The sequence below is a fragment of the Streptomyces sp. NBC_00090 genome, from assembly GCF_045160815.1.
Classification (GTDB): Bacteria; Actinomycetota; Actinomycetes; order Streptomycetales; family Streptomycetaceae; genus Streptomyces.
The window spans coordinates 5,783,190-5,808,217 of the sequence record NZ_CP108224.1 but is presented as its reverse complement, the minus strand read 5'-3'; the positions used below and the strand labels follow the sequence as shown (position 1 = coordinate 5,808,217).

27 protein-coding genes are annotated in these 25,028 nt (G+C 71.8%); 11 read left to right on the top strand and 16 right to left on the bottom strand.

Annotation, left to right across the window (positions count from 1 at the left end):
• Nucleotides 1–27 precede the first annotated feature (27 nt).
• Nucleotides 28–924 (bottom strand): NYN domain-containing protein, encoded by an 897-nt coding sequence (locus tag OG361_RS26200; RefSeq protein WP_384577136.1) that lies wholly within the window; start codon nt 922–924, stop codon nt 28–30.
• 274 nt (nt 925–1,198) lie between these two features.
• Here OG361_RS26200 and OG361_RS26195 point away from each other — a divergent pair, with 274 nt between their 5' ends.
• A complete protein-coding gene (locus tag OG361_RS26195; protein ID WP_104860408.1) occupies nt 1,199–1,351 on the top strand; it encodes a hypothetical protein in 153 nt (50 codons plus the stop codon).
• 148 nt (nt 1,352–1,499) lie between these two features.
• Here the strand turns inward: OG361_RS26195 and OG361_RS26190 are convergent, their stop codons facing one another.
• From OG361_RS26190 to OG361_RS26175, 4 genes are all read right to left on the bottom strand, one after another.
• Complete coding sequence (locus OG361_RS26190; RefSeq protein ID WP_405857321.1) at nt 1,500–2,105, bottom strand: MarC family protein; 606 nt, start codon at nt 2,103–2,105, stop codon at nt 1,500–1,502.
• A 530-nt stretch (nt 2,106–2,635) separates the two neighbouring features.
• Nucleotides 2,636–3,496, bottom strand: coding sequence for a PHP domain-containing protein (locus tag OG361_RS26185; protein WP_405857319.1), 861 nt, complete (start codon nt 3,494–3,496; stop codon nt 2,636–2,638).
• 99 nt (nt 3,497–3,595) lie between these two features.
• Complete coding sequence (locus OG361_RS26180) at nt 3,596–4,240, bottom strand: DUF6758 family protein (RefSeq protein ID WP_405857317.1); 645 nt, start codon at nt 4,238–4,240, stop codon at nt 3,596–3,598.
• A 268-nt stretch (nt 4,241–4,508) separates the two neighbouring features.
• Nucleotides 4,509–5,093, bottom strand: coding sequence for a suppressor of fused domain protein (locus OG361_RS26175; protein WP_405857315.1), 585 nt, complete (start codon nt 5,091–5,093; stop codon nt 4,509–4,511).
• Nucleotides 5,094–5,524: 431 nt separating this feature from the next.
• On the opposite strand from OG361_RS26175, the gene OG361_RS26170 reads away from it, so the two are divergent.
• Both OG361_RS26170 and OG361_RS26165 read left to right on the top strand, forming a co-directional pair.
• Complete coding sequence (locus OG361_RS26170; RefSeq protein ID WP_384577115.1) at nt 5,525–6,652, top strand: magnesium and cobalt transport protein CorA; 1,128 nt, start codon at nt 5,525–5,527, stop codon at nt 6,650–6,652.
• A gap of 36 nt (nt 6,653–6,688) precedes the next feature.
• Nucleotides 6,689–7,198 (top strand): hypothetical protein, encoded by a 510-nt coding sequence (locus OG361_RS26165; RefSeq protein WP_405857313.1) that lies wholly within the window; start codon nt 6,689–6,691, stop codon nt 7,196–7,198.
• Nucleotides 7,199–7,262: 64 nt separating this feature from the next.
• Here the strand turns inward: OG361_RS26165 and OG361_RS26160 are convergent, their stop codons facing one another.
• Nucleotides 7,263–8,021, bottom strand: a complete 759-nt coding sequence (locus OG361_RS26160; RefSeq protein ID WP_405857311.1) for a hypothetical protein — start codon at nt 8,019–8,021, stop codon at nt 7,263–7,265.
• A 295-nt stretch (nt 8,022–8,316) separates the two neighbouring features.
• Between OG361_RS26160 and OG361_RS26155 the strand changes: the two genes are divergently transcribed.
• From OG361_RS26155 to OG361_RS26145, 3 genes are read left to right on the top strand one after another with little or no spacing between them, the layout of a single operon-like run.
• Nucleotides 8,317–9,600 (top strand): magnesium transporter MgtE N-terminal domain-containing protein, encoded by a 1,284-nt coding sequence (locus OG361_RS26155; RefSeq protein ID WP_405857309.1) that lies wholly within the window; start codon nt 8,317–8,319, stop codon nt 9,598–9,600.
• Nucleotides 9,590–10,153 (top strand): DUF1003 domain-containing protein, encoded by a 564-nt coding sequence (locus OG361_RS26150; RefSeq protein ID WP_405857307.1) that lies wholly within the window; start codon nt 9,590–9,592, stop codon nt 10,151–10,153. Before OG361_RS26155 ends, OG361_RS26150 begins: the two co-directional genes overlap by 11 nt.
• 44 nt (nt 10,154–10,197) lie before the next feature.
• The gene (locus tag OG361_RS26145) at nt 10,198–11,331 is read left to right on the top strand and encodes an Mrp/NBP35 family ATP-binding protein (RefSeq protein ID WP_405857305.1); all 1,134 of its coding nucleotides are present in this window, start codon (nt 10,198–10,200) and stop codon (nt 11,329–11,331) included.
• Nucleotides 11,332–11,417: 86 nt separating this feature from the next.
• Here the strand turns inward: OG361_RS26145 and OG361_RS26140 are convergent, their stop codons facing one another.
• From OG361_RS26140 to sigE, 5 genes are all read right to left on the bottom strand, one after another.
• Entirely contained in the window at nt 11,418–12,044 is a 627-nt protein-coding gene (locus OG361_RS26140; RefSeq protein WP_384577101.1) for a hypothetical protein, read from the bottom strand.
• A 74-nt stretch (nt 12,045–12,118) separates the two neighbouring features.
• A complete protein-coding gene (locus OG361_RS26135) occupies nt 12,119–12,583 on the bottom strand; it encodes a sec-independent translocase (protein ID WP_405857303.1) in 465 nt (154 codons plus the stop codon).
• Between the two features lie 92 nt (nt 12,584–12,675).
• The gene (locus OG361_RS26130) at nt 12,676–14,478 is read right to left on the bottom strand and encodes a trypsin-like peptidase domain-containing protein (RefSeq protein WP_405857301.1); all 1,803 of its coding nucleotides are present in this window, start codon (nt 14,476–14,478) and stop codon (nt 12,676–12,678) included.
• 76 nt (nt 14,479–14,554) lie between these two features.
• The gene (locus OG361_RS26125) at nt 14,555–15,478 is read right to left on the bottom strand and encodes an anti-sigma factor family protein (protein WP_405857300.1); all 924 of its coding nucleotides are present in this window, start codon (nt 15,476–15,478) and stop codon (nt 14,555–14,557) included.
• A complete protein-coding gene (gene sigE, locus OG361_RS26120; protein WP_405857298.1) occupies nt 15,475–16,233 on the bottom strand; it encodes an RNA polymerase sigma factor SigE in 759 nt (252 codons plus the stop codon). Before sigE ends, OG361_RS26125 begins: the two co-directional genes overlap by 4 nt.
• Nucleotides 16,234–16,375: 142 nt before the next feature.
• Here sigE and OG361_RS26115 point away from each other — a divergent pair, with 142 nt between their 5' ends.
• The gene (locus tag OG361_RS26115) at nt 16,376–17,041 is read left to right on the top strand and encodes an O-methyltransferase (RefSeq protein ID WP_384577085.1); all 666 of its coding nucleotides are present in this window, start codon (nt 16,376–16,378) and stop codon (nt 17,039–17,041) included.
• 154 nt (nt 17,042–17,195) lie between these two features.
• Here the strand turns inward: OG361_RS26115 and OG361_RS26110 are convergent, their stop codons facing one another.
• The gene (locus OG361_RS26110) at nt 17,196–17,363 is read right to left on the bottom strand and encodes a DUF3117 domain-containing protein (protein WP_017239934.1); all 168 of its coding nucleotides are present in this window, start codon (nt 17,361–17,363) and stop codon (nt 17,196–17,198) included.
• A gap of 312 nt (nt 17,364–17,675) precedes the next feature.
• On the opposite strand from OG361_RS26110, the gene OG361_RS26105 reads away from it, so the two are divergent.
• The 3 genes from OG361_RS26105 (at nt 17,676) to OG361_RS26095 (ending at nt 21,062) form a co-directional block, all read left to right on the top strand.
• Entirely contained in the window at nt 17,676–18,479 is an 804-nt protein-coding gene (locus OG361_RS26105) for an enoyl-CoA hydratase/isomerase family protein (protein WP_405857295.1), read from the top strand.
• Nucleotides 18,480–18,564: 85 nt separating this feature from the next.
• Nucleotides 18,565–19,806 carry an FG-GAP-like repeat-containing protein gene (locus OG361_RS26100; RefSeq protein ID WP_405857293.1) on the top strand — a complete coding sequence of 414 codons (1,242 nt, stop codon included), beginning with the start codon at nt 18,565–18,567 and terminating at the stop codon, nt 19,804–19,806.
• A 26-nt stretch (nt 19,807–19,832) separates the two neighbouring features.
• Nucleotides 19,833–21,062: an FG-GAP-like repeat-containing protein gene (locus OG361_RS26095; RefSeq protein ID WP_405857291.1), complete on the top strand. Its 1,230-nt coding sequence runs from the start codon at nt 19,833–19,835 to the stop codon at nt 21,060–21,062.
• A 25-nt stretch (nt 21,063–21,087) separates the two neighbouring features.
• On the opposite strand, the gene OG361_RS26090 is transcribed toward OG361_RS26095, so the two are convergent.
• Nucleotides 21,088–21,675: a DNA-3-methyladenine glycosylase I gene (locus tag OG361_RS26090; protein ID WP_384577073.1), complete on the bottom strand. Its 588-nt coding sequence runs from the start codon at nt 21,673–21,675 to the stop codon at nt 21,088–21,090.
• Nucleotides 21,672–21,995: a hypothetical protein gene (locus tag OG361_RS26085; protein ID WP_405857289.1), complete on the bottom strand. Its 324-nt coding sequence runs from the start codon at nt 21,993–21,995 to the stop codon at nt 21,672–21,674. Before OG361_RS26085 ends, OG361_RS26090 begins: the two co-directional genes overlap by 4 nt.
• A gap of 103 nt (nt 21,996–22,098) precedes the next feature.
• On the opposite strand from OG361_RS26085, the gene folP reads away from it, so the two are divergent.
• A complete protein-coding gene (folP, locus tag OG361_RS26080; protein WP_056643787.1) occupies nt 22,099–22,959 on the top strand; it encodes a dihydropteroate synthase in 861 nt (286 codons plus the stop codon).
• Nucleotides 22,960–23,089: 130 nt separating this feature from the next.
• Here the strand turns inward: folP and OG361_RS26075 are convergent, their stop codons facing one another.
• Both OG361_RS26075 and dapE read right to left on the bottom strand, forming a co-directional pair.
• Complete coding sequence (locus tag OG361_RS26075; protein WP_405857286.1) at nt 23,090–23,839, bottom strand: TIGR00730 family Rossman fold protein; 750 nt, start codon at nt 23,837–23,839, stop codon at nt 23,090–23,092.
• A gap of 84 nt (nt 23,840–23,923) precedes the next feature.
• Nucleotides 23,924–25,018: a succinyl-diaminopimelate desuccinylase gene (gene dapE, locus OG361_RS26070; RefSeq protein ID WP_384577061.1), complete on the bottom strand. Its 1,095-nt coding sequence runs from the start codon at nt 25,016–25,018 to the stop codon at nt 23,924–23,926.
• Nucleotides 25,019–25,028: the final 10 nt, after the last annotated feature.

The window sequence follows — 25,028 nt, the reverse complement described above, 5'->3', positions numbered from 1 at the left end:
GCGCGCCATCCAGCCCGCCCGCCGGTACTAGAACTGCGCCTTGAGGTGCTGCCAGAAACCGTCCCGCAGGGCGCGGCGGAGTGCGGCGTGCCCGCGCAGGGAGCGGCTGAGCAGGCGTTCCGCCTCGACGAGCAGGTCCTGGTCGACCGGCCCGGGGAGGTACGGCGCGCCGGGCAGGAGCTCGGCGAGCCGGTCCCGGCCGCGCTCCGCGAGCCAGGTCGCGGCGATCTGGGCGCCGACGAAGCGGACCTCCTCACGGGAGGGCGGGGGCTCGCCCTCGTTCTCGTACGTGGTGACGGGGCGGCGCGTGACGTACGGCCGGCAGAAGTCGAGCTCGAAGGTGCGCTGACTGTCGACCTCCCAGAGGAGCGCCTCGGCCTGGTTGCGGCCCTCGGCCGCCTCGATGCCCCAGAGGTGGACGCGGGCGCCGTACCCCTGGGCGGCCTCGACGGCCGAGACGAGGTCCTCGTCGCCGCCGACGAGGGCGGCGTCGCTGATGGCGCGGTGGCGGGCGAGGGACTCCAGGTCGGTGCGGATGAGGGAGTCGACGCCCTTCTGCTGGTTGTTGGCGTTCAGGTTGCCGAGGCGCACCTTGACGTCGGGGAGTTCGGCGATGGCCTGCTGCTCGGGGGTGTGGATCCGGCGCCGGGCGCCGTCGTACCAGTACACGCGGAGCAGCCTGCTGTCCGCGAAGATCGTGCGGGCCTTGTCGATGAAGGCCTCGATCAGCCCCTCGGCGTCGAGGTCGAAGGAGCGCCGGTCCTCGGTGCCCGCCACCAGCAACCCGGCCGCAGCATGGACGTAACCTGCGTCGACGAAGATGGCGTGGGTGGAAGGGGTTTTGGCTACCTCGGCCAGCATCCGCTGGAGGAGCTCGTTGGTGCGCTCCACGCGGGCGTCGAGCGCGCGGAGGCGGTCGTCCATCGGATGCGGCTCGGCGCCGGCGGCCTCGTCGGGAGTGTCGTCGACGGTCGCTCCGGCGGTCGCGTCGATGGGTGCGTCGGTGGTCTCTGCGTTGTTCATACGGGGCTCATTCTCCGCCGCTGGAGGCCGGGCCGCCACACTCTCCTACCCGCCAGTAGTTAGTCATCCGAAAAATTTCCTTAGCGTAAGGAATGTTTGCAGGATGCATGTCGTTGGACCCATACGTAACGCAGTTCTCCACCAGGAGGATCAACTCAGACGAAGGGAGAAGCCCATGCGCTTCGAAATCCTGCGCCTCGACGACGTCGACGGAACCCCCGTCGACCGCACGGTCGTGGACGCCGCCTCCGTCAATCGGATCGTGCAGCAGGCCGCCTCGATCGGCCAGCGCATCTGGATCCGCCCCGCCGAGACCTCGGCCTCGTAACAGGCCGGGTCCACCCCACGCACCGCGCCCCCGCATGGACTTCGCAGAGCGGAATCCGTACGGGGGCGCAGTGGTGTCCGGAGCCGGAACCTCCCGAGGGAGGTCAGGAGCCGGCGGGCAGGACCCCGGGGGGCGGGCGCCAGGGGCGTCAGGCGCCCTGGATCACCTGTGTGACGCCGTTGATGATCTGCTGCACCGCGATGGCGGAGAGCATCATGCCGGCGAGGCGGGTCACGAGCACCACGCCGCCGTCCTTGATGACCCGGATGATGAGCAGCGAGTAGCGCATGGTCAGCCAGAGCACGACGTGCATGGCGACGATCGCGGTCCAGACGGAGACCTGCGAGGCGGCGCTGTCGGCGTGCTGCACGGCGAGGATGACCGAGACGATCGCGCCGGGCCCGGCGAGCAGCGGCATGCCGAGCGGGACCAGGGCGACGTTCACGTCCTTGGTCTGCTTGGGCTCGTCGGTCTTGCCGGTGAGCAGGTCGAGCGCGATGAGCAGCAGGAGCAGACCGCCCGCGATCATCAGCGCGGGGACGGAGACGTGCAGATACGTGAGGATCTGCTGCCCCAGGATGCCGAAGATGGTGATGACCCCGAAGGCCACGGCGACGGCCTGCCAGGCCATCCGGCGCTGGACCTTGGCCGGACGACCGGAGGTGAGGGCGAGGAAGATCGGGGTGATCCCGGGGGGATCCATGATCACGAAGAGGGTCAGGAACAGCGAGCCGAAGACGGCGACGTCGAACACGGTGGTGGGTGCCTTGCGGGAGAGGTCGAACGGTGGGGTGTGCCTCCCACCGCCGGAATCTGGGATTCCGGCAGCAGAGCAGCATGAGTACGTCCACCACACGGGCACGGAGCCGCGCGGGGTGACGTGAACGGGGTACGGGTGGGGGCGGGGCGGACATACGGGCGCACGCGGCGACCGGCACCGGCGTCGACCGGCGAACCGGACCCGACGGAGCCGTACGGGCAGCGGCCTCGCACGCCGAGCCGGGCTCGCCGCGCGACCTGAGGGGCCGTACCGGAGACCGTGCGCGACGACCGTGAGGACGCCGACCACCGGGCGGGGTGCCGCCACGGCCGACACGACCGGGACGGGGCGACCCACGCCGGACGACGGACTGACGGACAGGTGACCGCCGGCGGGTGACCACCGGCAGCGTGCCACCGAAGGCGGACGACCGCCGTCCTACCGCGGCCACCGAAGGCCGTACGCCCTACGCCGTGGGCTCATGGGCCCGTGGCCCGTGAGCCCTCGCCCCCTGAGGGGAGGGGCTAGACGGCTCCCCCGGCGCCGGGGACCGGGAAGGCCCCTGCGGCACGGCGGGTGATCTCGCCGTAGATCTCGGGATCGGTCGTGTACTCGCCGAGGCGACAGGTCTTGCGGCTGCCGTGGTAGTCGCTGGAGCCCGTGGCCAGCAGCCCCAGCTCCTTCGCGAGCCCGCGCAGCCGCGCGCGCGTCGCCTCGTCGTGGTCCATGTGGTCGACCTCGATGCCGTCGAGTCCGGCGTCGGCGAGCCGGGCGATGGCGGCCTCGGACACGACCTCGCCGCGCTTGACGGCGAGCGGGTGCGCGAAGACGGTGACCCCGCCGGCGGCCTTGACCAGGCGGATCGCCTCGACGGGATCCAGCTCGTGCTTCTCGACGTACGCCCGGCCGCCGTCGGCGAGCCACTCGGGCGTGAACGCCCCGGACACGTCCGGTACGACGCCGAGCTCGACGAGCGCCTCGGCGACGTGCGGGCGGCCGAGGGAGCCGTCGCCGGCGATCCGCGCGACCTGCTCCCAGGTGACGGGGACGCCGAGCTCCTGGAGCTTGCCGACCATGGCCCGCGCGCGCGGCACCCGGTCGTCGCGGACGAGCTCGCGCTCGGCGAGGAGCGCCGGCTCCTCCGGGTCGAAGAGGTAGGCGAGCATGTGCAGGCCGACGCCGTCGACCCGGCAGGACAGCTCGGCCCCGGTGACGAGGGTCAGCCCCTCGGGCAGTGCCCGGATCGCCTCGGCGTGGCCCCGGGTGGTGTCGTGGTCCGTCAGCGCGACGACGTCGAGTCCGGCCGCGGCCGCGTTCCTGACGAGCTCGGCCGGGGAGTCCGTACCGTCGGAAGCCGTGGAGTGGGTGTGCAGATCGATGCGCACGACGCGGTACTCCAGGGGCTCGGCACGGACGAGGGACGCTCCAGCATAACGGGCGAATCGAACACGCCCGTACGGAATGTCACCACCGGCGCCGCCGCGTCAGCCCTGACCCAGCAGCCTCGGGGTGAGCGCGCCGCACGGAACGAGCTCGACCTCGGCGCCCGCGTCCCGCAGGTCCGTCAGGACCAGCTCGTCGTACATCAGCAGGCCGGACTGCTCGGGCCAGACGATCGCCCACAGCCAGAGGCCGCACGCCTCCCCCGCGAAGACCGCGCGGTCCTGGGGAGTGCCGGTGACGTGCCAGAGCGGGGTGGGACGCCCGGCGGCGAGCACCTTCGCCTGGGGCGGTTTGTCGATGGCCATGCCGGAGCCCGGATCGAGTCCGTCGATGCCCGCGTACCGGGCGCCGAGGCCGACGCCGAGCTCCTCGGCGATCAGGAGCAGCTCACCGATACCGCCGAGCGGGCCGGGCCCCGAGCAGGCGACGGCCGTCGCGCGACCGCCGCTGCGGTCGTCACCGGCGTACGCCACTCCGGTGAAGAGCCAGCCGACGGGCAGCGGCCACGGCATCCACACCGGGACGTGGGACCGGTGCACCACGACACCGAGGGCCTCGACGCTGGGTGGGATCACGGGCTGGAGCGGGTGCACCGAGCCGTGCACGTCACACTGCCAGGAGTCGGCGAAGAGACCGGGCGCTCTGACCCTGCCACCGCACTTCGGACAACTGGGTTCGCCCCTCATAGGGCTCAACGGTCCTACCCCTCGCGCCCCGCGTCAAGGACGGCTGCGGACGATCACCCGTCCGGCCCGAGCCGTTCACCCGCGGTGGTCAGGCAGGCCTCCCGGGCGCCCGCCTCGGTCCAGGCCCAGCCCGGACCCAGTCCGACCCCGGTCCAGGCCAAGTCCGGCTCCAGTCCAGGCTCAGTCCGGCGTCAGCCCAGGTTCGATCCGGCCTCAGCCCAGGTTCAGTCCGGCCTCAGCCCAAGCCCAGTCCGGCCTCAGCCCAGCTTCAGTCCAGGTTCACGGACCTGCGCAGGGGATCGCGCAGGTCGGTCCCGCGCGCCAGCCAGCGCTCCTCCAGGGCCTGGGCCCCGTGGACGCGCTTCCACGCCGCCTCGTTCGAGGTCATCGGCAGCAGCGGCAGGAACCGGACCGGGTCCATGGGCTCGTCCAGCTCCAGGTCCTCGACCAGGCCGCCGGACCCGGCGACCAGGACCGAGGTGAAGGAGGCGCCCGGCCAGAGGGGCTCGCCGACGTCGAGCGAGGCGCCAGGGGCCACGATCACGCCCTCGACCTGAGGGGTGGAGGCGAGCACGGCGAGCGGGCGCAGCACCTTGTCGGTGTCGGCGAGGCCGGCCCGTACGGTGAGGACGAGTTCCGCGCGCGGGCCCTTCACCGGGTCCGCGAGTGCGGCGGTGGGGTCGGCCATCGGCTGTGCGGACATCCCGAGCGTGGCGTACCGCACGAGGTCACCGTCGACGAAGCGGAGCACCTCGATCCGGTCGGTGCCGAGAAACGTCACCGCGGCCCGCGCGTCCGGTTCACCGAGCGCCGTCCGCAGCCGGGCCTCGACCAGAGCAAGAACTTCTCCCATGGGTCGAGCATAAAGCGCGTATGGAACGGGCAAAGTCAGGGATTGACCCTCTGTCGGCTGATAGTCTTGGCCGCTGGTCGGGAGTCCCGAACTCCTGATTACTCGTCACACGTCATCCCTCACGAGGGACCGGCCGGAGGAGGTGGGGCTGCGATGGACCGAAGTCGGTCGGGCAGTACCAGCCGCTCTTCCGCCCCGCACCCGAGCCCGGTGCGCATCACCCTCCGGTGAACCCTGGTCCCGCACGGGACCCGCCTTCTCCGGCAGGCATCTCGCACGACGGAAGAGCATTTCGCCTTTGCCTGTCTGTAGCGAACGCCGTCACCGCGATTCCCCGGTGCCGCCCGCTTTGTGGACGACATAGCTCAACGTCCCCATTCCGGGCTGTGCCACGCATCGCACCGATGGCCTCTCCGTGAAGGAGCATGCCCATGTCGATGATCCGTGACCTGCGCGCCGCCGTCCGGCCGAGCCTGCGGCACACCCTGCGCAAGACCCCCACCACGTACACCTCGTACGACCCCACCCGCGACCACTCCGCGTCCAGCGCCGTCGTCGACTGCGCCGTCTACCGCGACGGGCGCCGGATCGACGACCGCACCTGCCTCACGCCCCGCGGCGCGATGAGCCAGGTGCGGGAGAGCGGCGGCTTCGCCTGGATCGGGCTCCACGAGCCGACCGAGGCCGAATTCGCCGGTATCGCCGCCGAGTTCGGGCTCCACCCGCTCGCCGTCGAGGACGCCGTCCACGCCCACCAGCGACCCAAGCTGGAGCGGTACGACGACACCCTCTTCACCGTCTTCAAGACGATCCACTACGTCGAGCACGCCGAACTCACCGCGACCAGCGAGGTCGTCGAGACCGGCGAGGTCATGTGCTTCACCGGCCCCGACTTCGTCATCACCGTCCGGCACGGCGGCCAGGGCTCCCTGCGCAACCTCCGCCACCGCCTCCAGGGCGAGCCGGAACTCCTCGCCAAGGGCCCCTCGGCCGTGCTGCACGCCATCGCCGACCACGTCGTCGACGGCTACATCGCGGTCGCCGACGCCGTCGAGCTGGACATCGACCAGCTGGAGATCGACGTCTTCTCGCCGGCCGCGAAGGGCTCCACCCGCGGTACGGACACCGGCCGGATCTACCAGCTCAAGCGTGAGGTACTGGAGTTCAAGCGGGCCGTCACCCCGCTGCTGCGCCCGATGGCGCTGCTCAGCGAGCGCCCGATGCGGCTGGTCGACCCCGACATCCAGAAGTACTTCCGGGACGTCGCCGACCACCTCGCCCGCGTCCAGGAGCAGGTCGTCGGCTTCGACGAGCTCCTCAACTCGATCCTCCAGGCCAACCTGGCGCAGGCGACCGTCGCGCAGAACGAGGACATGCGCAAGATCACCTCGTGGGCGGCGATCGTCGCCGTCCCCACGGCGGTCTGCGGCGTCTACGGCATGAACTTCGACCACATGCCCGAGCTGCACTGGAAGTACGGCTACCCGATGGTGCTCACCGGCATCATCGCGGTCTGCTTCACCATCCACCGCACGCTCAAGCGCAACGGCTGGCTGTAGCGGGGTCGTGGCGGGGCTCCCGCTAGGCTTCGGACCATGACAGAAGAGCTGCTCGGGTCCGCCCTCGTCGAGGAGGCCACCAAGAAGTCCGGCCTCGTCTGGGTGCGCGGCAGCGGGCCCGCCCGCGCGCTCTGGCACGTCTGGCACGACGGCGCCGCGCACGTCGTCGGCGACGGCCCCGGCGAGCAGCCGCTGCCGGGCCTGACGGACGGCGGGACGGCCGAGGTCACGGTCCGCAGCAAGGACAAGGGCGGGCGGCTCGTCGCCTGGACGGCCGCCGTACGCGAACTCTCCCCCGGTACGGAGGAGTGGGACGCGGCCGTCGCCGAACTGAAGGGCAAGCGGCTGAACGCCTCCGACGGCGAGGCGATGCCGGGGCGCTGGGCGCGCGAGTGCCGGGTCCTGCGCCTCGAACCGCGCTCCTCGACGACGGAGCTGCCGGACGGCTCCCTGGCCGCCGTACCGCTGCCCTCGGAGGCCACGACCCGCCGGCCGGTGCCGGCCGCGCTCCCCAAGCTGCTGCTCAAGAAGCGCCGGAAGAAGTAGGACCCGAAGCCACGGAGGACCCGCGAGGACCCCGAGGAACCGGGGGCGCAGAGAACCCCGGGGACTACGTGCGCGGCAGCTGCTTGCCGTAGTCCAGGGTCTCTTCCTTCGTCGGCGGCACGAGCGGGAAGTCCTTGTTCCACTCCGTGAGCACCACCACGCCCGCTCCCCCGCCCCGCGCGAACTGCAGCGGGTACGGGGAGCCGTCCAGGGCCACGTCGAGCGTGCCGCCCTCGCCGTCCGGGCCGCCCTTGACCTTGATCGTGCGGGTCCCGCCGATCTGGTCGCGGTCGCCCTTCACCGTCTCCCCGTGCAGGCCGATCAGCCCGTCGAGGAGCACGTCCATGTCGGTGAAGCCGCGGAACTGCTTGTACGAGGGGTCGCCCTGCGGCACCTTCACGTACATGTCGTCGAGCTTGTCGGCGGCCTCGGTGTCCGCCTCGGTGGGCTCGTCGGTGGCCTTGTCGTCGTGGGCCCAGAAGTCCGCGTCCGCCTTCAGGTAGAGCGCGTCGCCGATCCGCAGCAGCTCGAAGGTGCTGTTCTTCGTCGTCACCGAGCCGGTGGCGCCGTCCTGCTTGAGCCGCATGTTCAGCTTGAAGGTGCCGCCCTTGCTGACCAGCGTGCCGGAGAGCCGCACCGCCTTCGCCGCGTCCGCCGTCGACTGCGCCTTCCGCTCGATCTCCGGCGCGGAAAGTCTGCCCACCCCGTTGGTCCCCTCGTCCGGATCGGCGGCGCAGGCGGTGAGCCCGACCGCCAGCCCGGCGCAGAGCGCCAGGGGCGCGACGGCCCTGCGGATACGCGATGACGGGGGACGAAGGGCCATCTGCGCTGCCTCTCGTGTCGTGGGGGGGGAGGACGGGCCGTGGCCCGTGGGGGTGCCGCGCGACAGCCTGTCCGGGCCGGGCGGAAGCGCCGGGTCCGGTGCCGGGGGCCGAGTAGGGGGAGCGGCAGACCGCAGCGTACCCGGGCCGGATGGCCGCGCTCGCAGGCAGCCGGACGGAGCCGCTGCCGGAGCGGGGTGGAACGGTACGGGCTAGCCTGAACCCGGCAAAGCTCTGCAATCACCGGCAAAGCTCTGCGACGACTCGCATCGTGCGGCACCGAGGGAGGCGCGTGGCATGGCGGCTGGCGCCCCTCGGATCTTCGTCTCCCACCTGGCGGGAGTCCCCGTCTTCGACCCCGTCGGCGACCAGGTCGGCCGGGTCAGCGACCTCGTGGCGATGCTCCGGGTCGGCCGCAGGCCGCCCCGGCTGCTCGGCATGGTCGTGGAGGTGCTGAGCCGGCGTCGGGTCTTCGTCCCGATGACCCGCATCACCGGCGTCGAGTCCGGCCAGGTCATCACCACGGGCGTGGTGAACATGCGCCGCTTCGAGCGGCGCCCCACCGAGCGGCTCGTCCTCGGCGAGCTCCTCGACCGGCGCGTCCGGCTCGTGGACCCCGGCGGGCAGGAGGGCGAGGAGGTCACCGTCCTCGACGTCGCCATCCAGCAGCTGCCCGCCCGCCGCGACTGGGAGATCGACAAGGTCTTCGTCCGCAAGGGGAAGGGCGGCGTGCTGAGCCGCAAGGGCGAGACGCTGACCGTCGAGTGGTCGGCGGTCACCGGCTTCTCCCTGGAGGAGCACGGGCAGGGCGCCGAGAGCCTGCTCGCCACCTTCGAGAAGCTGCGCCCCGCCGACCTCGCCAACGCGCTGCACCACCTCTCCCCCAAGCGGCGCGCCGAGGTGGCCGCGGCCCTCGACGACGACCGGCTCGCCGACGTCCTCGAAGAGCTGCCGGAGGACGACCAGGTCGAGATCCTCGGCAAGCTGAAGGAGGAGCGCGCGGCCGACGTCCTGGAGGCGATGGACCCGGACGACGCGGCCGACCTGCTGTCCGAGCTGCCCGAGGAGGACAAGGAGCGGCTGCTCGCGCTGATGCGGCCGGACGACGCCGCCGACGTGCGCCGGCTGCTGGCGTACGAGGAGCGGACGGCGGGCGGTCTGATGACGACCGAGCCGATCGTGCTGCGGCCGGACGCCACGGTCGCGGACGCGCTCGCCCGGGTGCGCCAGCAGGACCTGTCGCCGGCGCTCGCCGCGCAGGTCTACGTGTGCCGGCCGCCGGACGAGACGCCGACGGGGAAGTACCTGGGCACGGTGCACTTCCAGCGGCTGCTGCGGGACCCGCCGTTCACGCTGGTCAGCTCGCTCGTCGACAGCGACCTGCCGCCGCTCGGCCCGGACACCCCGCTGCCCGCGGTGACCAGCTATCTCGCCGCGTACAACATGGTCGCCGCGCCCGTCGTGGACGAGGGCGGCTCGCTGCTCGGCGCGGTCACCGTCGACGACGTGCTCGACCATCTGCTGCCGGAGGACTGGCGGGAGACCGAGTTCCACGAGGAGGGGACCGCGAATGGCCGCTGAGCGTACGCAGGAGAGGGAGCGGGACCGGGAGCGGCCGATGGCCCGCATCCGGCTCGACCTGCCGCGCGAGCGCCGGGCCAGGCTGCTGCCGGAGTACGACCCCGAGGCGTTCGGGCGGGTGTCGGAGCGGATCGCCCGCTTCCTGGGGACGGGGCGCTTCCTCGTCTGGATGACCCTGACGATCATCGTCTGGGTCGTGTGGAACATCTTCGCCCCGTCGTCGCTGAGGTTCGACGAGTACCCGTTCATCTTCCTGACGCTCGCCCTGTCCCTCCAGGCCTCGTACGCGGCCCCGCTGATCCTGCTCGCGCAGAACCGCCAGGACGACCGCGACCGGGTCAACCTCGAACAGGACCGGAAGCAGAACGAGCGGTCGATCGCGGACACCGAGTACCTGACCCGGGAGATCGCGGCGCTCCGCATGGGCCTGGGCGAGGTCGCGACGCGCGACTGGATCCGCTCGGAGCTCCAGGACCTGATCAGGGAGCTGGAGGAGCGCCGGGATCTATTCCCGTCCGGCGAAGGTCACGGAAGTGACGTACCCGACCGTTGACAGCCCTTTCATGGGCCGGTGGTCGGCGCCGTACCATCGTCGGTATGGCTATGGAAGACGCGGTGCTCGAAGCACTGGCGACGGTGAACGACCCCGAGATCAACAAGCCCATCACTGAACTCGGCATGGTCAAGTCCGTGGAGATCGAACCGGACGGCAGGGTCGCCGTCACGGTCTACCTGACCGTCTCCGGCTGCCCGATGCGCGACACCATCACGCAGCGCGTGACCGAGGCCGTATCCCGGGTCGAGGGTGTCACCGGTGTCGACGTCACGCTCGACGTGATGAGCGACGAGCAGCGCAAGGAGCTGGCGGCGGCGCTGCGCGGGACCGGCGCGGAGCGCGAGGTGCCGTTCGCGAAGCCGGGCTCGCTGACCCGGGTGTACGCGGTCGCCTCCGGAAAGGGCGGCGTCGGCAAGTCCTCCGTCACCGTGAACCTGGCCGCGGCGATGGCCGCGGACGGTCTGAAGGTCGGCGTCGTCGACGCCGACATCTACGGCCACAGCGTGCCGCGGATGCTGGGCGCGGACGGCCGTCCGACCCAGGTCGAGAACATGATCATGCCTCCGTCGGCGAACGGCGTGAAGGTCATCTCCATCGGCATGTTCACTCCGGGCAACGCCCCGGTGGTGTGGCGCGGCCCGATGCTGCACCGCGCGCTCCAGCAGTTCCTCGCGGACGTGTACTGGGGCGACCTCGACGTCCTCCTGCTCGACCTGCCCCCGGGCACCGGCGACATCGCGATCTCGGTCGCGCAGCTCGTCCCGAACGCGGAGATCCTCGTCGTCACCACCCCGCAGCAGGCGGCGGCCGAGGTCGCCGAGCGGGCCGGCTCGATCGCGGTGCAGACGCACCAGAAGATCGTCGGTGTCGTCGAGAACATGGCGGGCCTGCCGTGTCCGCACTGCGACGAGATGGTCGACGTGTTCGGCACGGGCGGCGGCCAGCGGGTCGCGGACGGCCTGACGCAGACCACGGGCGCCACGGTCCCCGTCCTCGGCTCGATCCCGATCGACGTGCGGCTCCGCGAGGGCGGCGACGAGGGCAGGCCCGTCGTCCTGTCCGACCCGGACTCCCCGGCGGGCGCGGCACTCCGCGCGATCGCCGGCAAGCTGGGCGGCCGGGCACGCGGCCTCTCGGGCATGAGCCTGGGCATCACCCCGCGCAACAAGTTCTGAGGCACGGCACGACAAAGAGGGGCGCCCCCGATGGGGCGCCCCTCTTTGTCGTGCCCGGGCTCTGTCGTGCCCGGGCCCTGTCGTTCCTAGGCGTACGCCTCCAGGTCCTTGATCTGCGAGAACCCCAGACCGTACGCGCTCATCCCCCGCCCGTACGCCCCGATGTGCACCCCCGCGGCCGACCCCGCCAGCACCCAGCCGAACTCCGACTCGCGGTAGTGGAACGGCACCGGCACCCCGTCCACGGGCAGCGACAGCGTCGACCAGGCGGGCCCGTCGAGGTCGTCGGCCAGCTCGAACGCCGTCTCGGTCTGCTGGTCCAGCCAGTTGTCCCGCATCCCGTGGTCGAGCGAGGCGGGCCAGGTGTGGACGAGCAGCCCCGATCCGGCCAGCCAGGCCGCCGAGGAGACCGTGGTGGCGTCGAGGACGCCCGTGCCGTCGCCGCTTCGCCGCACCGGGCTCGACGCGACCGTCACCACGACGGCGAAACGCTCCTTCTCCGCGCCGCGCGCGTCCGACTTTATGGACGGCTCGTCACCGTGCCCCGTCGAACCGTGCTGCACGCTGCCGTCCGCCGCCGTGCCGACCTGCATCAGCCAGCGTGGCCCGGTGAACGCCTCGTCGAGGCCGTACCAGGCGAAGGGTGCCCGCAGATAGCCCTCGGGGGTACGCCGGGCCGTCGGTACGCCCTCCACCCGACTCGTGGTCTCCATCTCGGCCGCCTCCTCGTTCCGTCAACAGAGGGAGGATAGCCACCGGGACGCGTCGGTTCGGTGACAGCCCGTCGTCAGGTCGCGTCGGAGTCGTACGGCGGACGCTCGACCGTGTCCGTATTAGCCTGCTTGTCCTGCTTCTTGAGGAGGTCCGGGGTGCCTCCGGCGGCACTCCCGTTGGCGGAGCCGGTGACCGCGGAGGGCTGGGGATCACGGCCGTGGACCGCGTCGGCGACGTCGTTCATCTCCTTCTTGAGATCGAACGTGCCGCGCAGCTCCTTGAGCTCCTTGAGGTCCTCGTTCCCCTCCAGCTGCTTGCGGAGGAACGTCTTCGGATTGAGGTCCTCGAACTCGAAGTCCTTGAACTCCGGCCCCAGCTCGCTGCGGATGTCCTCCTTCGCGCTGTCCGAGAAGTCACGGACCTTCCGGATGAAGCGCGAGACGTCCTGGATCACCTTCGGGAGCTTGTCCGGCCCGAAGACGAGCACGGCGAGGACCACGAGTGCCACCAGCTCGAGTGCGCCTATGTCGCTGAACACCTAGTAGCTCCTTCACGCCGGGTCCAGGGCCCGGTCCAAGGTACCCGCCGAAACCGTCGGACGGGTACCTTGCGGTGTCCGCCACATGGCACTCAGGTGCCCTGCGAGGAACCGAGCGTCAACGTCTTCGTCAGCTCTTTGCCGCCCCGGGTCAGGGTGAGCTGCAGCTTGTCGCCGGGACGGTGGGCGCGGATCTTCACGATCAGCTCCTCGCCGTTGTGCACCCGCTGGCCGTCGACCTTGGTGATGACGTCGCCGGGCCTGAGCCCCGCCTTGGCCGCCGGGCCACCGGCGGTGACGGAGGCGGAGCCGTCCTTGCCCTTCTCGCCGACGCGGGCGCCGTCGCCCTTGAACTGCATGTCGAGGCTCACACCGATGACGGGGTGGGTGGCCTTGCCGGTGTTGATGAGCTCCTCGGCGACGCGCTTGCCCTGGTTGATCGGTATGGCGAAGCCGAGGCCGATGGAGCCGGGCTGGCCGGCGCCGCCCCCGTCGCCGTCGCCGGAGCCGCCGGCGGCGCGGATCGCGCTGTTGATGCCGATGACCCGGGCCTTGGAGTCGAGCAGCGGGCCGCCGGAGTTGCCGGGGTTGATGGGGGCGTCGGTCTGGAGGGCGTCGACGTAGCTGATGTCGGTGCCGTCGCCCTTCTCGCCGCCGGCGGTGATCGGGCGTTCCTTGGCGCTGATGATCCCGGAGGTCACGGTGTTGGAGAGGTCGAAGGGGGCGCCGATGGCGACGACGGGGTCGCCGACGCGGACGTTGTCCGAGTTGCCCAGGGGCAGCGGCTTGAGGCCGGAGACGCCGGTGACCTGGACGACGGCGAGGTCGTAGCCGGTGTCCTTGCCGACGATCTTGGCGCGGGCGGTCTCGCCGCTGGAGAACGTCACGGAGATGTCCCCGGAGGACTCGGCCGCGTCGACCACGTGGTTGTTGGTGAGGATGTGGCCCTTGGTGTCCAGGACGAAGCCGGTGCCGGTGCCGGAGGAGCCGCCGCCGCTGACGTGCAGGGTGACGACGCCGGGCAGGGCGCTGGCGGCGATCCCGGCCACGCTCTCGGGGGCGCGGTCGGTGTCCCCGGAGTCGGCCTGGGGCAGCTCGACCGTGGTGAGCCCGCCGTTCCGCTCGACGTACGCGCCGATGCCGCCGCCGATGACGCCGGTGACCAGGGCGAAGACCAGGGCACCGGTGAGCGCGAGCCCCTTCCGGGACTTCTTCGCGGGCGCCGGAGCGGTACCGACGCCCCCGACGGCCCCACCCCAGGGGTCGTACTGCATCCACGGGGCGGTCCCGCCGTGCTGCTGCTGCGGCGGTACGGGCGGCACGGCGGCCTGCTGGGGCGGTACGGGGGCCTGGGGCGGCACGGGGCCCTGCGGGTGCGCCTGCGGCGGTACGGGGGGCACGGGGGCCGCCGGGTGCTGCACGGGCGGCGCGGGCGCCCACGGGCCGGGCTCGCCGTAGGGCGGCGTCCGGTACTCGTCGGGCGCGTGCAGGGGCTGAGGCTGGGTCTGGGTGGCCTGGGGGGCGGGCTGCGCGGGCTCCGGCACTGCCCGGACCTGCGGCGCGTCGGCCGCGGGGACCTCGGCCACCGGAGCGGCGGGCTCGGCGGCCGGCTCGCCCTTGGTCAGCAGGACGGTGGGAGCGGCATCCGGCACGGCATCAGCGGGCGTGACGTCGGCCGGAGGCTCCACGGACGCGACCACGGTCACGTCCTCGACGACGACCGCGTCCTGGACGGCGGCCGTGTCCTCGACCGCGGCCGTGGCCTCGGCGGGAGGCTGGGGCGCGGGCAGCGTGAAGTCGCCGTCACCGCCGTCGGTCGGAGGCGGCGAGGGTATCCGCGCCGCCTCCGGTGTGCTCGAAGGCCGGCTCCACCAGTTCGGCTTCCCGTCGTTCATGCTCTCCCCGCAACCCGCTGACCCGTCCGCGCCCCGGCTCGGGCGCCCCTGTCCCTGGATTCAACCAGGTCGCGGGTCAGCGATGGGAGCCGAGCGGTGCGATCGTCGGGCTCGCCGCCGGGCTGGGACCGGGGGCGAAGGCCAGATCGAGAGCCGGACCCGTCGGCCGTATGAACGGCGAGAGGGCGAAGAACGACTGCATGGTGGTGTTCCGGAGCCGTACCTCCGCGAGCGGAGCCGCGGCGGAGCGCACCGCGTCCGGCGGAACCGCGCCCGAGGGAACGGTGCCGGCCAGGGTGGCGGGGCGGGCCGCGAGCGGGGTGAGCGGCTCTTCGGCGACGGACTGGGCGCCCGTGCGGTCGCCGGACCGCGTGCCGCGCGTGGCACCCGTGCCGCCCTGGGCGCCGCCCGTGGCCGTGGCGCGCAGCGGGGTGACCGCGCTGCCCGTGCCCTGTCCGCCGCGTCCGCTCGCGCTCACCGAGGTCTCCATCGGCAGCGTGCCGCCGAGGGCGATGGCCGCGAACGAGACGGCGCTGGCCGCCGCGAAGGCGAAGCGCCGGCCCCGCCCGGACGTGCCGGAGGCGCGGTCGCCGACCTCGTGGATACGGAAGCCGCGGCCGGGCTGCGGGGAGAGGGGGGTGACGACCGCCGCGGTGGCGAAGCCGTCGGACCTCAGTCCTGCCGAGCCGAGGAGCTCTTCGAGGGGGCCTCGCGGTGCTCCGGGCCCGCCGGGGCCGCCCGAAGGCTCACCTGGTCCCCCGGGAAGCCCCTGGAGCCGGGCGAGGAAGCCCTCCGAGGGCGGCGGAGGTGCCGCGGAGGCGAAGACGCTCTTGAGGGCGCGCTGTGCGTCGGCCTCGGCCTTGCAGCGCGCGCAGGTCGCGAGGTGCGCGAGCACGCGCTCGCGGGCGTCGTGGCCGAGCTCGCCGTCGACGAGCGCCGCGAGCCGGTCCCCGAGGTGGTGTTCCGCGGGGGTCGGCGACGAGGGGCGGGTGCCGCTCACGCTGTCCCTGCCTCCCATCCGACGGAGGTGAGCGCACGCTCCGCCCGGGCCTCGGGCGAGCGGTGCTTGAGTGCCTTGCGCAGGTGGGAGCGCCCGCGGTGGATCCGGCTGCGGACGGTGCCGAGCTTCACGCCGAGGGTCGCGGCGATCTCCTCGTACGACAGTCCTTCGATGTCGCAGAGGACGACCGCGGCGCGGAACTCGGGCGCGAGGGTGTCGAGGGCCTGCTGCACGTCGGCGTCGAAGTGGGTGTCGTTGAACACCTGCTGCGGCGACGGCTCACGGCTGGGCAGCCGCTCGGCCGCGTCGTCGGCGAGCGCGTCGAAACGGATGCGCTGCTTGCGACGGACCATGTCGAGGAAGAGATTGGTGGTGATGCGGTGGAGCCAGCCCTCGAAGGTGCCCGGCGTGTACGTCGACAGCGAGCGGAAGACGCGGACGAAGACCTCCTGGGTGAGGTCCTCCGCGTCGTGCTGGTTGCCGGTGAGGCGGTAGGCGAGGCGGTAGACCCGGCCACTGTGCGTGCTGACGATCTCCTCCCAGGTGGGCGGAGTCCACGCCTGCGATTCCGCATCCGATGCGAAGGTCGCGGTGGTGGGAGCGGAGTCGGTGGTGCGGATTCGGTCAGCGGTGTCGGTCACGGATTTCGGCTCACCCGCCGACCTGAGAAGACGCCGAAGCACTCCTCCCCGATCCACAGGCGCAGCCGCACCTCCCCTGTCGGCTCTGGTGGTGTCCAGTGGAGCCCCTACCATAGCCACCTCGCCCGTTAGCTCCGGATAAGAATCTTTACGCGAATTTGGAACCGGCTCGGCGGGCTGCCCGCCGTCGCGTCCCACCCCTAGTGAACGCACGGTCCCATCTGCGGGTTCCCGCTGACAGCGGATACAGTCACCGTTGCGTCAACTACGGGGACAGGAGAGGGCCATTACCGCCAACCGGCAGACGAGCTGGTCGTTCGCCGACGCCTTTGTCGCCGAGGACGATGCTCTGCGCTGGGCCCGGGAGCGGGCCCGGGAGGCAGGGCTGCCCTCGGTGTCGCCGGGCACCGGCGGCGCGCTGCGCCTGCTCGCCGCGACGGCGGACGCCAAAGCGGTGGCGGAGATCGGCACCGGTACGGGCGTGTCGGGCATCTACCTGCTGCTCGGCATGCGGCCGGACGGGGTCCTGACGACGGTGGACCTCCAGCCGGAGCGCCAGCAGTTCGCGAAGACGGCGTTCCGGGCGGCGGGTTTCGCCGGCAACCGGGCCCGGTTCATCCCCGGCCGCGCCCTCGACGTCCTGCCGCGTCTCGCGGACGGCGGGTACGACCTCGTCTTCTGCGACGGCGACCGGCTGGAGTACCTGGACTACCTCGCTGAATCGTTGCGCCTGCTGCGACCTGGGGGTCTCGTCTGCTTCGAGGGCGTCTTCGCGGACGGCCGCACGGTCGACTCGGCGGCCCAGCCGGCCGAGGTCCTGCGGGTCCGCGAGCTGCTGCGGGCGGTGCGGGAGAGCCAGGAGCTGCTGCCCTCGCTCCTGCCTGTGGGCGACGGCCTGCTCTGCGCCGTACGCCGGGGCTGACCGGCCCGACCGGGCCGACCGGGGCCGCCCGGGGCTGCTGACCGTGGCCGCCCGGACCGCTACGGGGCCACCCATCGCACCGCCCTGCACACACCACTGCCCCGGCACGGTGGAACCGTCCCGGGGCAGTGGCGAGGAATCGTGGAGGATCGGGTCAGCCGACGACCTTCTTCAGGGCGTCGCCCAGCGCCTCGGCCTCGCCCGGGGTCAGCTCGACGACAAGCCGACCGCCGCCTTCGAGCGGAACGCGCATGACGATGCCCCGCCCCTCCTTGGTCACCTCGAGCGGGCCGTCACCCGTCCGCGGCTTCATGGCCGCCATGCTTGTTCCCCTTCCTGAAACCAGCTCATCGTCAGCCGGGCAGCTCTTCGATGCGGAGCACGCTTCACCGGCTTCGAACACATTGCTTCCAGGTCATTATCCCGCATCGCAGCACCCGATGACCAACATCGATCGGCATCGCTTGCGCAACGCGCTCTCTCAAAACCCCACATTTCGGCGATCGGGCTGCGATACTGCGCCGCCCTTGATCGGATCGACGCCCTGATTTCTTTGACGCAGCTCACATGGGCGGTGCGGGTGATCTCCGCCATGCTGGGCGGGTCAACCACGCAAAGAGGCGAAGGGAACCCCATGGCCGACACGGTGCTGTACGAGGTGAGCGACGGGCTCGCCACCATCACGCTCAACCGGCCCGAGGCCATGAACGCGATGAACGTGGCGGCGAAGGTCGCCCTCCGGGACGCCGCGGAAACGGCCGCGGCGGACACCGCCGTACGGGCCGTGCTGCTCACGGCGGCAGGCGACCGGGCGTTCTGTGTCGGCCAGGACCTCAAGGAGCACGTGGGCCTCCTCATGGCGGACCACGAGTCCGGCACGCGCGAGACCATGAACACGGTCCGCGACCACTACAACCCGATCGTCAGGGCCCTCACCGGCATGCGGAAGCCGGTCGTGGCGGCCGTGAACGGCGTCGCGGCGGGCGCCGGCTTCGGCTTCGCGCTCGCGGCGGACTACCGGGTGGTCGCCGACACGGCCGCGTTCAACACGTCCTTCGCGGGCGTGGCGCTCACCTCCGACTCGGGCATGTCCTGGACGCTGCCCCGGCTGATCGGCGCGAGCCGGGCGTCGGACCTGCTGCTCTTCCCGCGCTCGATCACCGCGCAGGAGGCGTACGAGCTCGGCATCGTGAACCGCCTGGTCCCGGCCGCCGACCTGGCGGCCGAGGCGACGAAGGTGGCACGCACCCTCGCGGAGGGCCCGACGGTGGCGTACGCGGCGCTGAAGGAGTCCCTGGCGTACGGCGCCGACCACTCGCTCGCCGAGGCCCTGGAGAAGGAGGACGAGCTCCAGTCCCTCGCGGGCGCGTCGGAGGACCACACGATCGCGGTCCGCGCCTTCATCGCCAAGGAGAAGCCCCGCTACCTGGGGAAGTGACGGACGACGGGAACCCGTTCGTACGAGCGGTGGGCGGATCTATAGGATCCGCTCACCATTCGTACGCACATACCTGGGGGGTTCCGTGCGTTCACTTCCTTCCGCGCGCCTTCTTCGCGGCGCGCTCACCGCGGGCCTGGCCCTGGGCCTGTCCGCCACCGTCCTGTCCTCGCCCGCGGCCGCCGACGGCGCGGAACGCTGTCCCGAAGGGGCGGTCTGCGCCTTCAGCCAGCCCCTGTACCAGGGCGAGATGCTGGTCATCAGGAAGCCGATGCTGTCCCTGGGGGCATGGGACAACCGCATCAGATCCTTCGTCAACAACCAGTCCGGCGTGCACGCCGTGTGCTTCTATCCGAAGCCCGGCCTCGACCCCGAGGGCTCCCTCTTCCTGTACAACTCGGCGTCCTTCGACGAGAGCCAGTACCCCGGCCTCGACCGGACGGTGAGCTCCATCGACATCGGCCCCGAGGCGGACGAATTCTGCGGCTGGGAGAGCCGCCACCCGGGCTTCTACGACGACACCCTGGGGATCCGGCCCGCGCCGCTCCCCGCCGCCGGCGCCTTCGGCGACATCAACCGCGACGGCTACGCCGACGTCCTCGGCCGCAACGCGTTCGGCCAGCTGTGGTCCGCTCACCACCACGGCTCTCCCGGCACCAACCGGCTCGTGGGCGGTGGCTGGAACGCCATGACGAAGCTCACCCGGCACGGCGACCAGGACGGCGACGGCAACGAGGACGTCTACGCCCGCGACACGTCCGGCTCCCTCTGGCTCTACCCCGGCGACGGCAACGGCGCCTTCAAGCCCCGTCGCCTGGTCGGCGGCGGCTGGAACTCCGTCCGGGACCTGGCGGCGGCCGGGGATCTGACCGGCGACGGCAGGGGCGACCTCCTCGCCACCGACGCCGAGGGCGTCCTGTGGACCTACCCGGGCAACGGCAGGGGCTGGTTCAGCCCGCGCAAGAAGGTCGGCGGCGGCTGGAAGGCCATGAACGAGCTCGTCGGCGCCGGAGACATGAACTCCGACAAGAAGGCCGACCTGGTCTCCCGCGACACGGCGGGCAAGCTCTGGCTCTACCCGGGCAACGGCCGCGGCTGGTTCGGCGCCCGCACGCTCATCGGCACCGGCGGTTGGAACGGCCACAAGGAGCTCGCCGGTCTCGGTGACGTCACCGGCGACGGCCGCCCCGACATCGTCGCGCACGCCCCGAGCACCTACGACTGGGAGGACCACCCCTACCTGCGGGTCTACCCCGGCACCGGCGACGGACGTCTCCGCGCCCCCTTGGAGCTCGCCCACCTCCGCCCCAGCACCTTCGCCTTCTGACTCTCCTCATGAACGGATCCCGCGCCATGAAGCGCACTTCCGGAGTCCGGCGTGCCCTGGCCGCCGCCGTGACCACCGCGGCCTCCCTGGCCACGTTGCTGACAGCCGCGCCCGCCGCGTCGGCCGACGAGTTCCGCTGCCCGGCGGGCAACTTCTGCGTCTTCCAGTACCCGAACTACGGCGGCGAGATGAAGATCATCTCGTCCAGCCAGCCGACTCTGGGCGGCTGGAACAACACGATCTCGTCCTACATCAACCGCAGCTCCAAGTGGGCCGTCGCCTACCAGGACGCCAACTACTCGGGGAACAACAGCCTGACCATCGGCCCCCGTCAACCCGTCGGTTCCGACCTCAGCTGGGACTCCTGGTCCGAGCTCGACAACTCGATCGGTTCGATCCGGCTGGCCGACACCCTGTGGGAGGTCGAGACCGGTCAGGCCTGGATGCAATGGGTCGCCGGCGACACCCCCCGCCCGGGCAGCCTCCCGGCCGAGTCCAGGTTCGGTGACCTCAACAACGACGGCATCGCCGACCTGCTCGAACGCGCCGAAGACGGTCGGCTCTGGTTCCTCGACGGCGTACGCGACGCCAACTGGAACACCAAGGGGGTCCTGATCGGCGGCGGCTGGAACGGCATGACCAAGCTCGTTCGCCACGGCGACCACGACGGCGACGGCAACGAGGACGTCTACGCCCGCGACCGGGCCGGCGTGCTGTGGCTCTACCCGGGCAACGGCAGGGGCTGGTTCAAGCCCCGCGTCAAGATCGGCGGCGGCTGGAACACGATGAAGGAGATCGAGGCGGTCGGGGACGTCACCGGCGACGGCCGCCGCGACCTGGTCGCCCGGGACACCACCGGTGTCCTCTGGACGTACCCGGGCAACGGCCGCGGCTGGTTCGGGGCCCGCACGAAGGTCGGCGGCGGCTGGAACGCCATGAACGCGCTCGCGGCGCCCGGCGACATGAACCGGGACGGCAGGTCCGACCTGGTCGCCCGCGACGGCTCCCGCACCCTCTGGCTCTACCCGGGCAACGGCCGGGGCGCCTTCGGCGCCCGCGTCAGGCTCCCGTACGCCTGGCCGTCGGACACTCCCCTCATCGCCACCGGCGACGTGACCGGCGACGGCCTCGGCGACATCATGCGGACGATCGAGTACTCGTCGCTGTACGTCTACGCGAACAACGCCGTGGGCGGCCTCGCCACACCGGAGTACCGAGCGGTGTACGACACCGCCACCCCCGTCCACGTCTTCTGACCGGTCCGGGACCAGCGGCCCGGGGTCACCTCACGCCCCGGGCCACACACCCCTCCACGTGGTCGTCGACCAGCCCGCACGCCTGCATCAGGGCGTAGGCGGTGGTGGGGCCGATGAAGCGGAGGCCGCGCTTCTTGAGGGCCTTGGAGAGGGCCGTCGACTCGTCCGTGACCGCCGGGACCTCGGAGACCGTCCGCGGGGCCGGGCGGGCCGCCGGGTCGGGGGCGTAGGACCAGATCAGGGCGTCGAGCTCGCCCGGGGACCAGGTCGCGAGCAGCTTCGCGTTGGCCAGGGTCGCGTCGACCTTGGCGCGGTTGCGGATGATGCCCTCGTCGGCGAGGAGCCGCTCCCGGTCGGTCTCGCCGAAGCCGGCGACGGAGGCGATGCGGAAGCCCTCGAAGGCCTGCCGGAAGCCCTCGCGGCGGCGCAGGATCGTGATCCAGGAGAGGCCCGACTGGAAGGCCTCCAGGCAGAGCCGCTCGAAGAGCTCGTCGTCGCCGTGGACCGGGCGGCCCCACTCCTCGTCGTGGTACGCGACGTAGTCCTCGGTCGACAGGCCCCAGGGGCAGCGCAGTCGCCCGTCCGGGCCCGGGACCGCCCCGCCCTCCGTCATGAGCGGTCGTCCTCTCCGTCACCGGTGGACGCTCCCGCGAGCGCCTCCTCGAGCTCGGCGATCCGGGAGTCCCGCTCGGCGAGTTCGGCGCCGAGGCGGACCAGGACGTCGTCCACGTCCGCCATCCGGTAGCCGCGGACCGCGACGGGCAGCCGGAGCGCCTCGACGTCGGCGCGGTCGACCGGCCGTGCGACCGGGAGCGGGTCGACGAGCTGCTCCGGCGCCACCTCGGGCAGCACCTCGCTGTCGCCGCCGCCGACCACGGCCAGAGTCACCGCGGCCACGACCACGACCATCGTGATGAGCAGAAACCAGAACACCTGCGCGCCTCTCCCCGGAGTGGAAATCGTCCCGTGCCGATCGTGCCATGCGCCACTGACGGTTAGGGTCGCAGGCGAACGGACGCGAGGGAGGACAAAAGGGATGCTGCGCTTGGGACGGCGTGAATTCGGGCCGCACGAGCCGGTGATCATGGCGATCGTGAACCGGACCCCGGATTCCTTCTACGACCAGGGCGCCACTTTCCGGGACGAGCCCGCGCTCGCCCGGGTGGAGCAGGCCGTGGCCGAGGGCGCGGCGATCATCGACATCGGCGGGGTGAAGGCGGGCCCCGGCGAGGAGGTGACGGCCGAGGAGGAGGCCCGGCGCACGGTCGGTTTCGTCGCCGAGGTCCGCCGGCGCCACCCCGACGTGGTGATCAGCGTGGACACCTGGCGGGCGGATGTCGGCGCGGCGGTCTGCGAGGCCGGGGCGGACGTCCTGAACGACGCGTGGGGCGGGGTCGACCCCGGGCTCGCCGAGGTGGCCGCGAAGTACGGCGCGGGGCTCGTCTGCACGCACGCGGGCGGCGCGGAGCCGCGGACGCGGCCGCACCGGGTCGCGTACGAGGACGTGATGGCCGACATCCTGCGGGTCACCGTGGGGCTCGCGGAGCGGGCGGTGGCGCTGGGGGTGCGGCGCGACGGGATCATGATCGACCCGGGGCACGACTTCGGGAAGAACACCCGGCACAGCCTGGAGGCGACGCGGCGGCTCGGCGAGATGGCGGAGACGGGGTGGCCGGTGCTGGTGTCTCTTTCCAACAAGGACTTCGTCGGCGAGACGCTCGACCGGCCGGTCAAGGAGCGGGTGCTCGGTACTTTGGCGACGACTGCGGTTTCGGCTTGGCTGGGGGCCCAGGTGTACCGGGTGCACGAGGTGGCGGAGACCCGGCAGGTCCTGGACATGGTGGCGTCCATTGCCGGGCATCGACCGCCGGCCGTGGCCCGGCGCGGACTGGCGTAGCGGGGCGGGTGCCGGCCGGTGGTCGGTTGTGCCCACCCGTTCCGCTCCGGCGGAACGCATGCCCACAACCGACCGGCGGCACCTGCCGCCCCGGACCCCGGTCCTCAGACTCCGGACGGGCTGGTTCTTGCTACTTGCCCGTCTCCTTGGTCACCAGCGCCACCGCCTCCTCCACGTCGTCCGTGACGTGGAAGAGCAGCAGGTCCCGCTCCGAGGCCTTGCCGCCCGCGACGACCGAGTCGCGCAGCCAGTCGACGAGGCCCTTCCAGTACTCCGTACCGAAGAGGACGATCGGGAAGCGCGTGACCTTGCGGGTCTGGACCAGGGTCAGCGCCTCGAAGAGCTCGTCGAGGGTGCCGAGGCCGCCGGGCAGGACGACGAACCCTTGCGCATACTTGACAAACATCGTTTTCCGGACAAAAAAGTACCGGAAGTTCACGCCGATATCGACGTGCGGGTTGAGTCCCTGCTCGAAGGGGAGCTCGATCCCGAGTCCCACGGAGACGCCCTTGGCCTCCCGGGCCCCCTTGTTGGCCGCCTCCATGGCGCCCGGGCCGCCGCCCGTGATGACCGCGAAACCGGCCTCGACGAGCGCCCGGCCGATCCGTACGCCCGCGTCGTACTCGGGCGAGTCCGGCTTCGTGCGGGCCGAGCCGAAGACGCTGATCGCGCTCGGCAGTTCGGCGAGGGCTCCGAAGCCCTCGACGAACTCGGACTGGATGCGCATGACCCGCCAGGGGTCCGTGTGCACCCACTCCGAGTCGCCCTCGGTGTCGAGCAGCCGCTGGTCCGTGGTGCCCGACTGGACCTGGTCCCTGCGCCTCAGCACCGGACCGAGACGCTGCTCCTCGGGCTTCGCCATTCCCTCGGGAATGCCCATGGCCTGCTCCCTCCACCGATCCACTGATCTTCTGGTCCGGTCAGCGTAGGACCACAGAGGTGACGAAACGCGAAATTACGGAAGTCAGGCAGTCAGCCAGTCGCGGAGACGTGCCTCGCAGTGGTGGATCCTGTCGACGGGGACGTGCTCGTCGCGCTTGTGCGCGTAGATCGGGTCGCCGGGGCCGTAGTTGACCGCGGGCACGCCGAGGGCGCTGAAGCGGGACACGTCGGTCCAGCCGAACTTGGGCTGGGCGCTGCCGCCGACGGCCTTCATGAAGGCCTCGGCGGCCGGGTGGGAGAGGCCGGGCAGCGCGCCGGGGCTCTCGTCGTCGACGACGAAGTCGGCGATGTCGCAGTCGGCGAAGAACTCGCGCACGTACGCGAGCGCCTCGGCCGGGGAGCGGTCGGGGGCGTACCGGTAGTTGACCGTGACCGTGCAGGCGTCGGGGATGACGTTGGTGGCGACGCCGCCCTGGATCGCGACCGCGTTGAGGCCCTCGTGGTACTCCAGGCCGTCGATGACCGGCTTGCGCGGCTCGTACGCGGCGAGGCGGGCGAGGATCGGCGCGGCGGTGTGGATGGCGTTGGAGCCCATCCAGGAGCGCGCGGAGTGGGCGCGCTCGCCCGCGGTGTGCAGGATGACGCGCAGGGTGCCCTGGCAGCCGCCCTCGACCTGTGCGTCGGAGGGCTCCAGGAGGACGGCGAAGTCGCCCTCCAGCCAGTCGGGGTGCGCGGCGGCGATCTTCCCGAGGCCGTTGAGGTCGGCGGCGACCTCCTCGTTGTCGTAGAAGACGAAGGTGAGGTCGCGGTTGGGCTCGGGCACGGTGGCGGCGATCCGGAGCTGCACGGCGACGCCGGACTTCATGTCGCTCGTGCCGCAGCCCCAGAGGATGCCGTCCTCGTCGAGGCGCGAGGGCACGTTGTCGGCGATCGGCACGGTGTCGATGTGGCCGGCGAGGACGACCCGCTCGGCGCGGCCGAGGCGCGTACGGGCGACGACGTTGTTGCCGTACCGGTCGACGGTGAGGTGCGGCAGGGCGCGCAGGGCCTGCTCGATGGCGTCCGCGAGCGGCTGCTCCGTACCGCTCACGGACGGGAAGTCGACGAGGGCGGCGGTGAGCAGGGCACCGTCCTGGGAGAGGTCCAGCCGGGTCTCGTACGGAGTGATGTCAGCCATGTGCCGACCC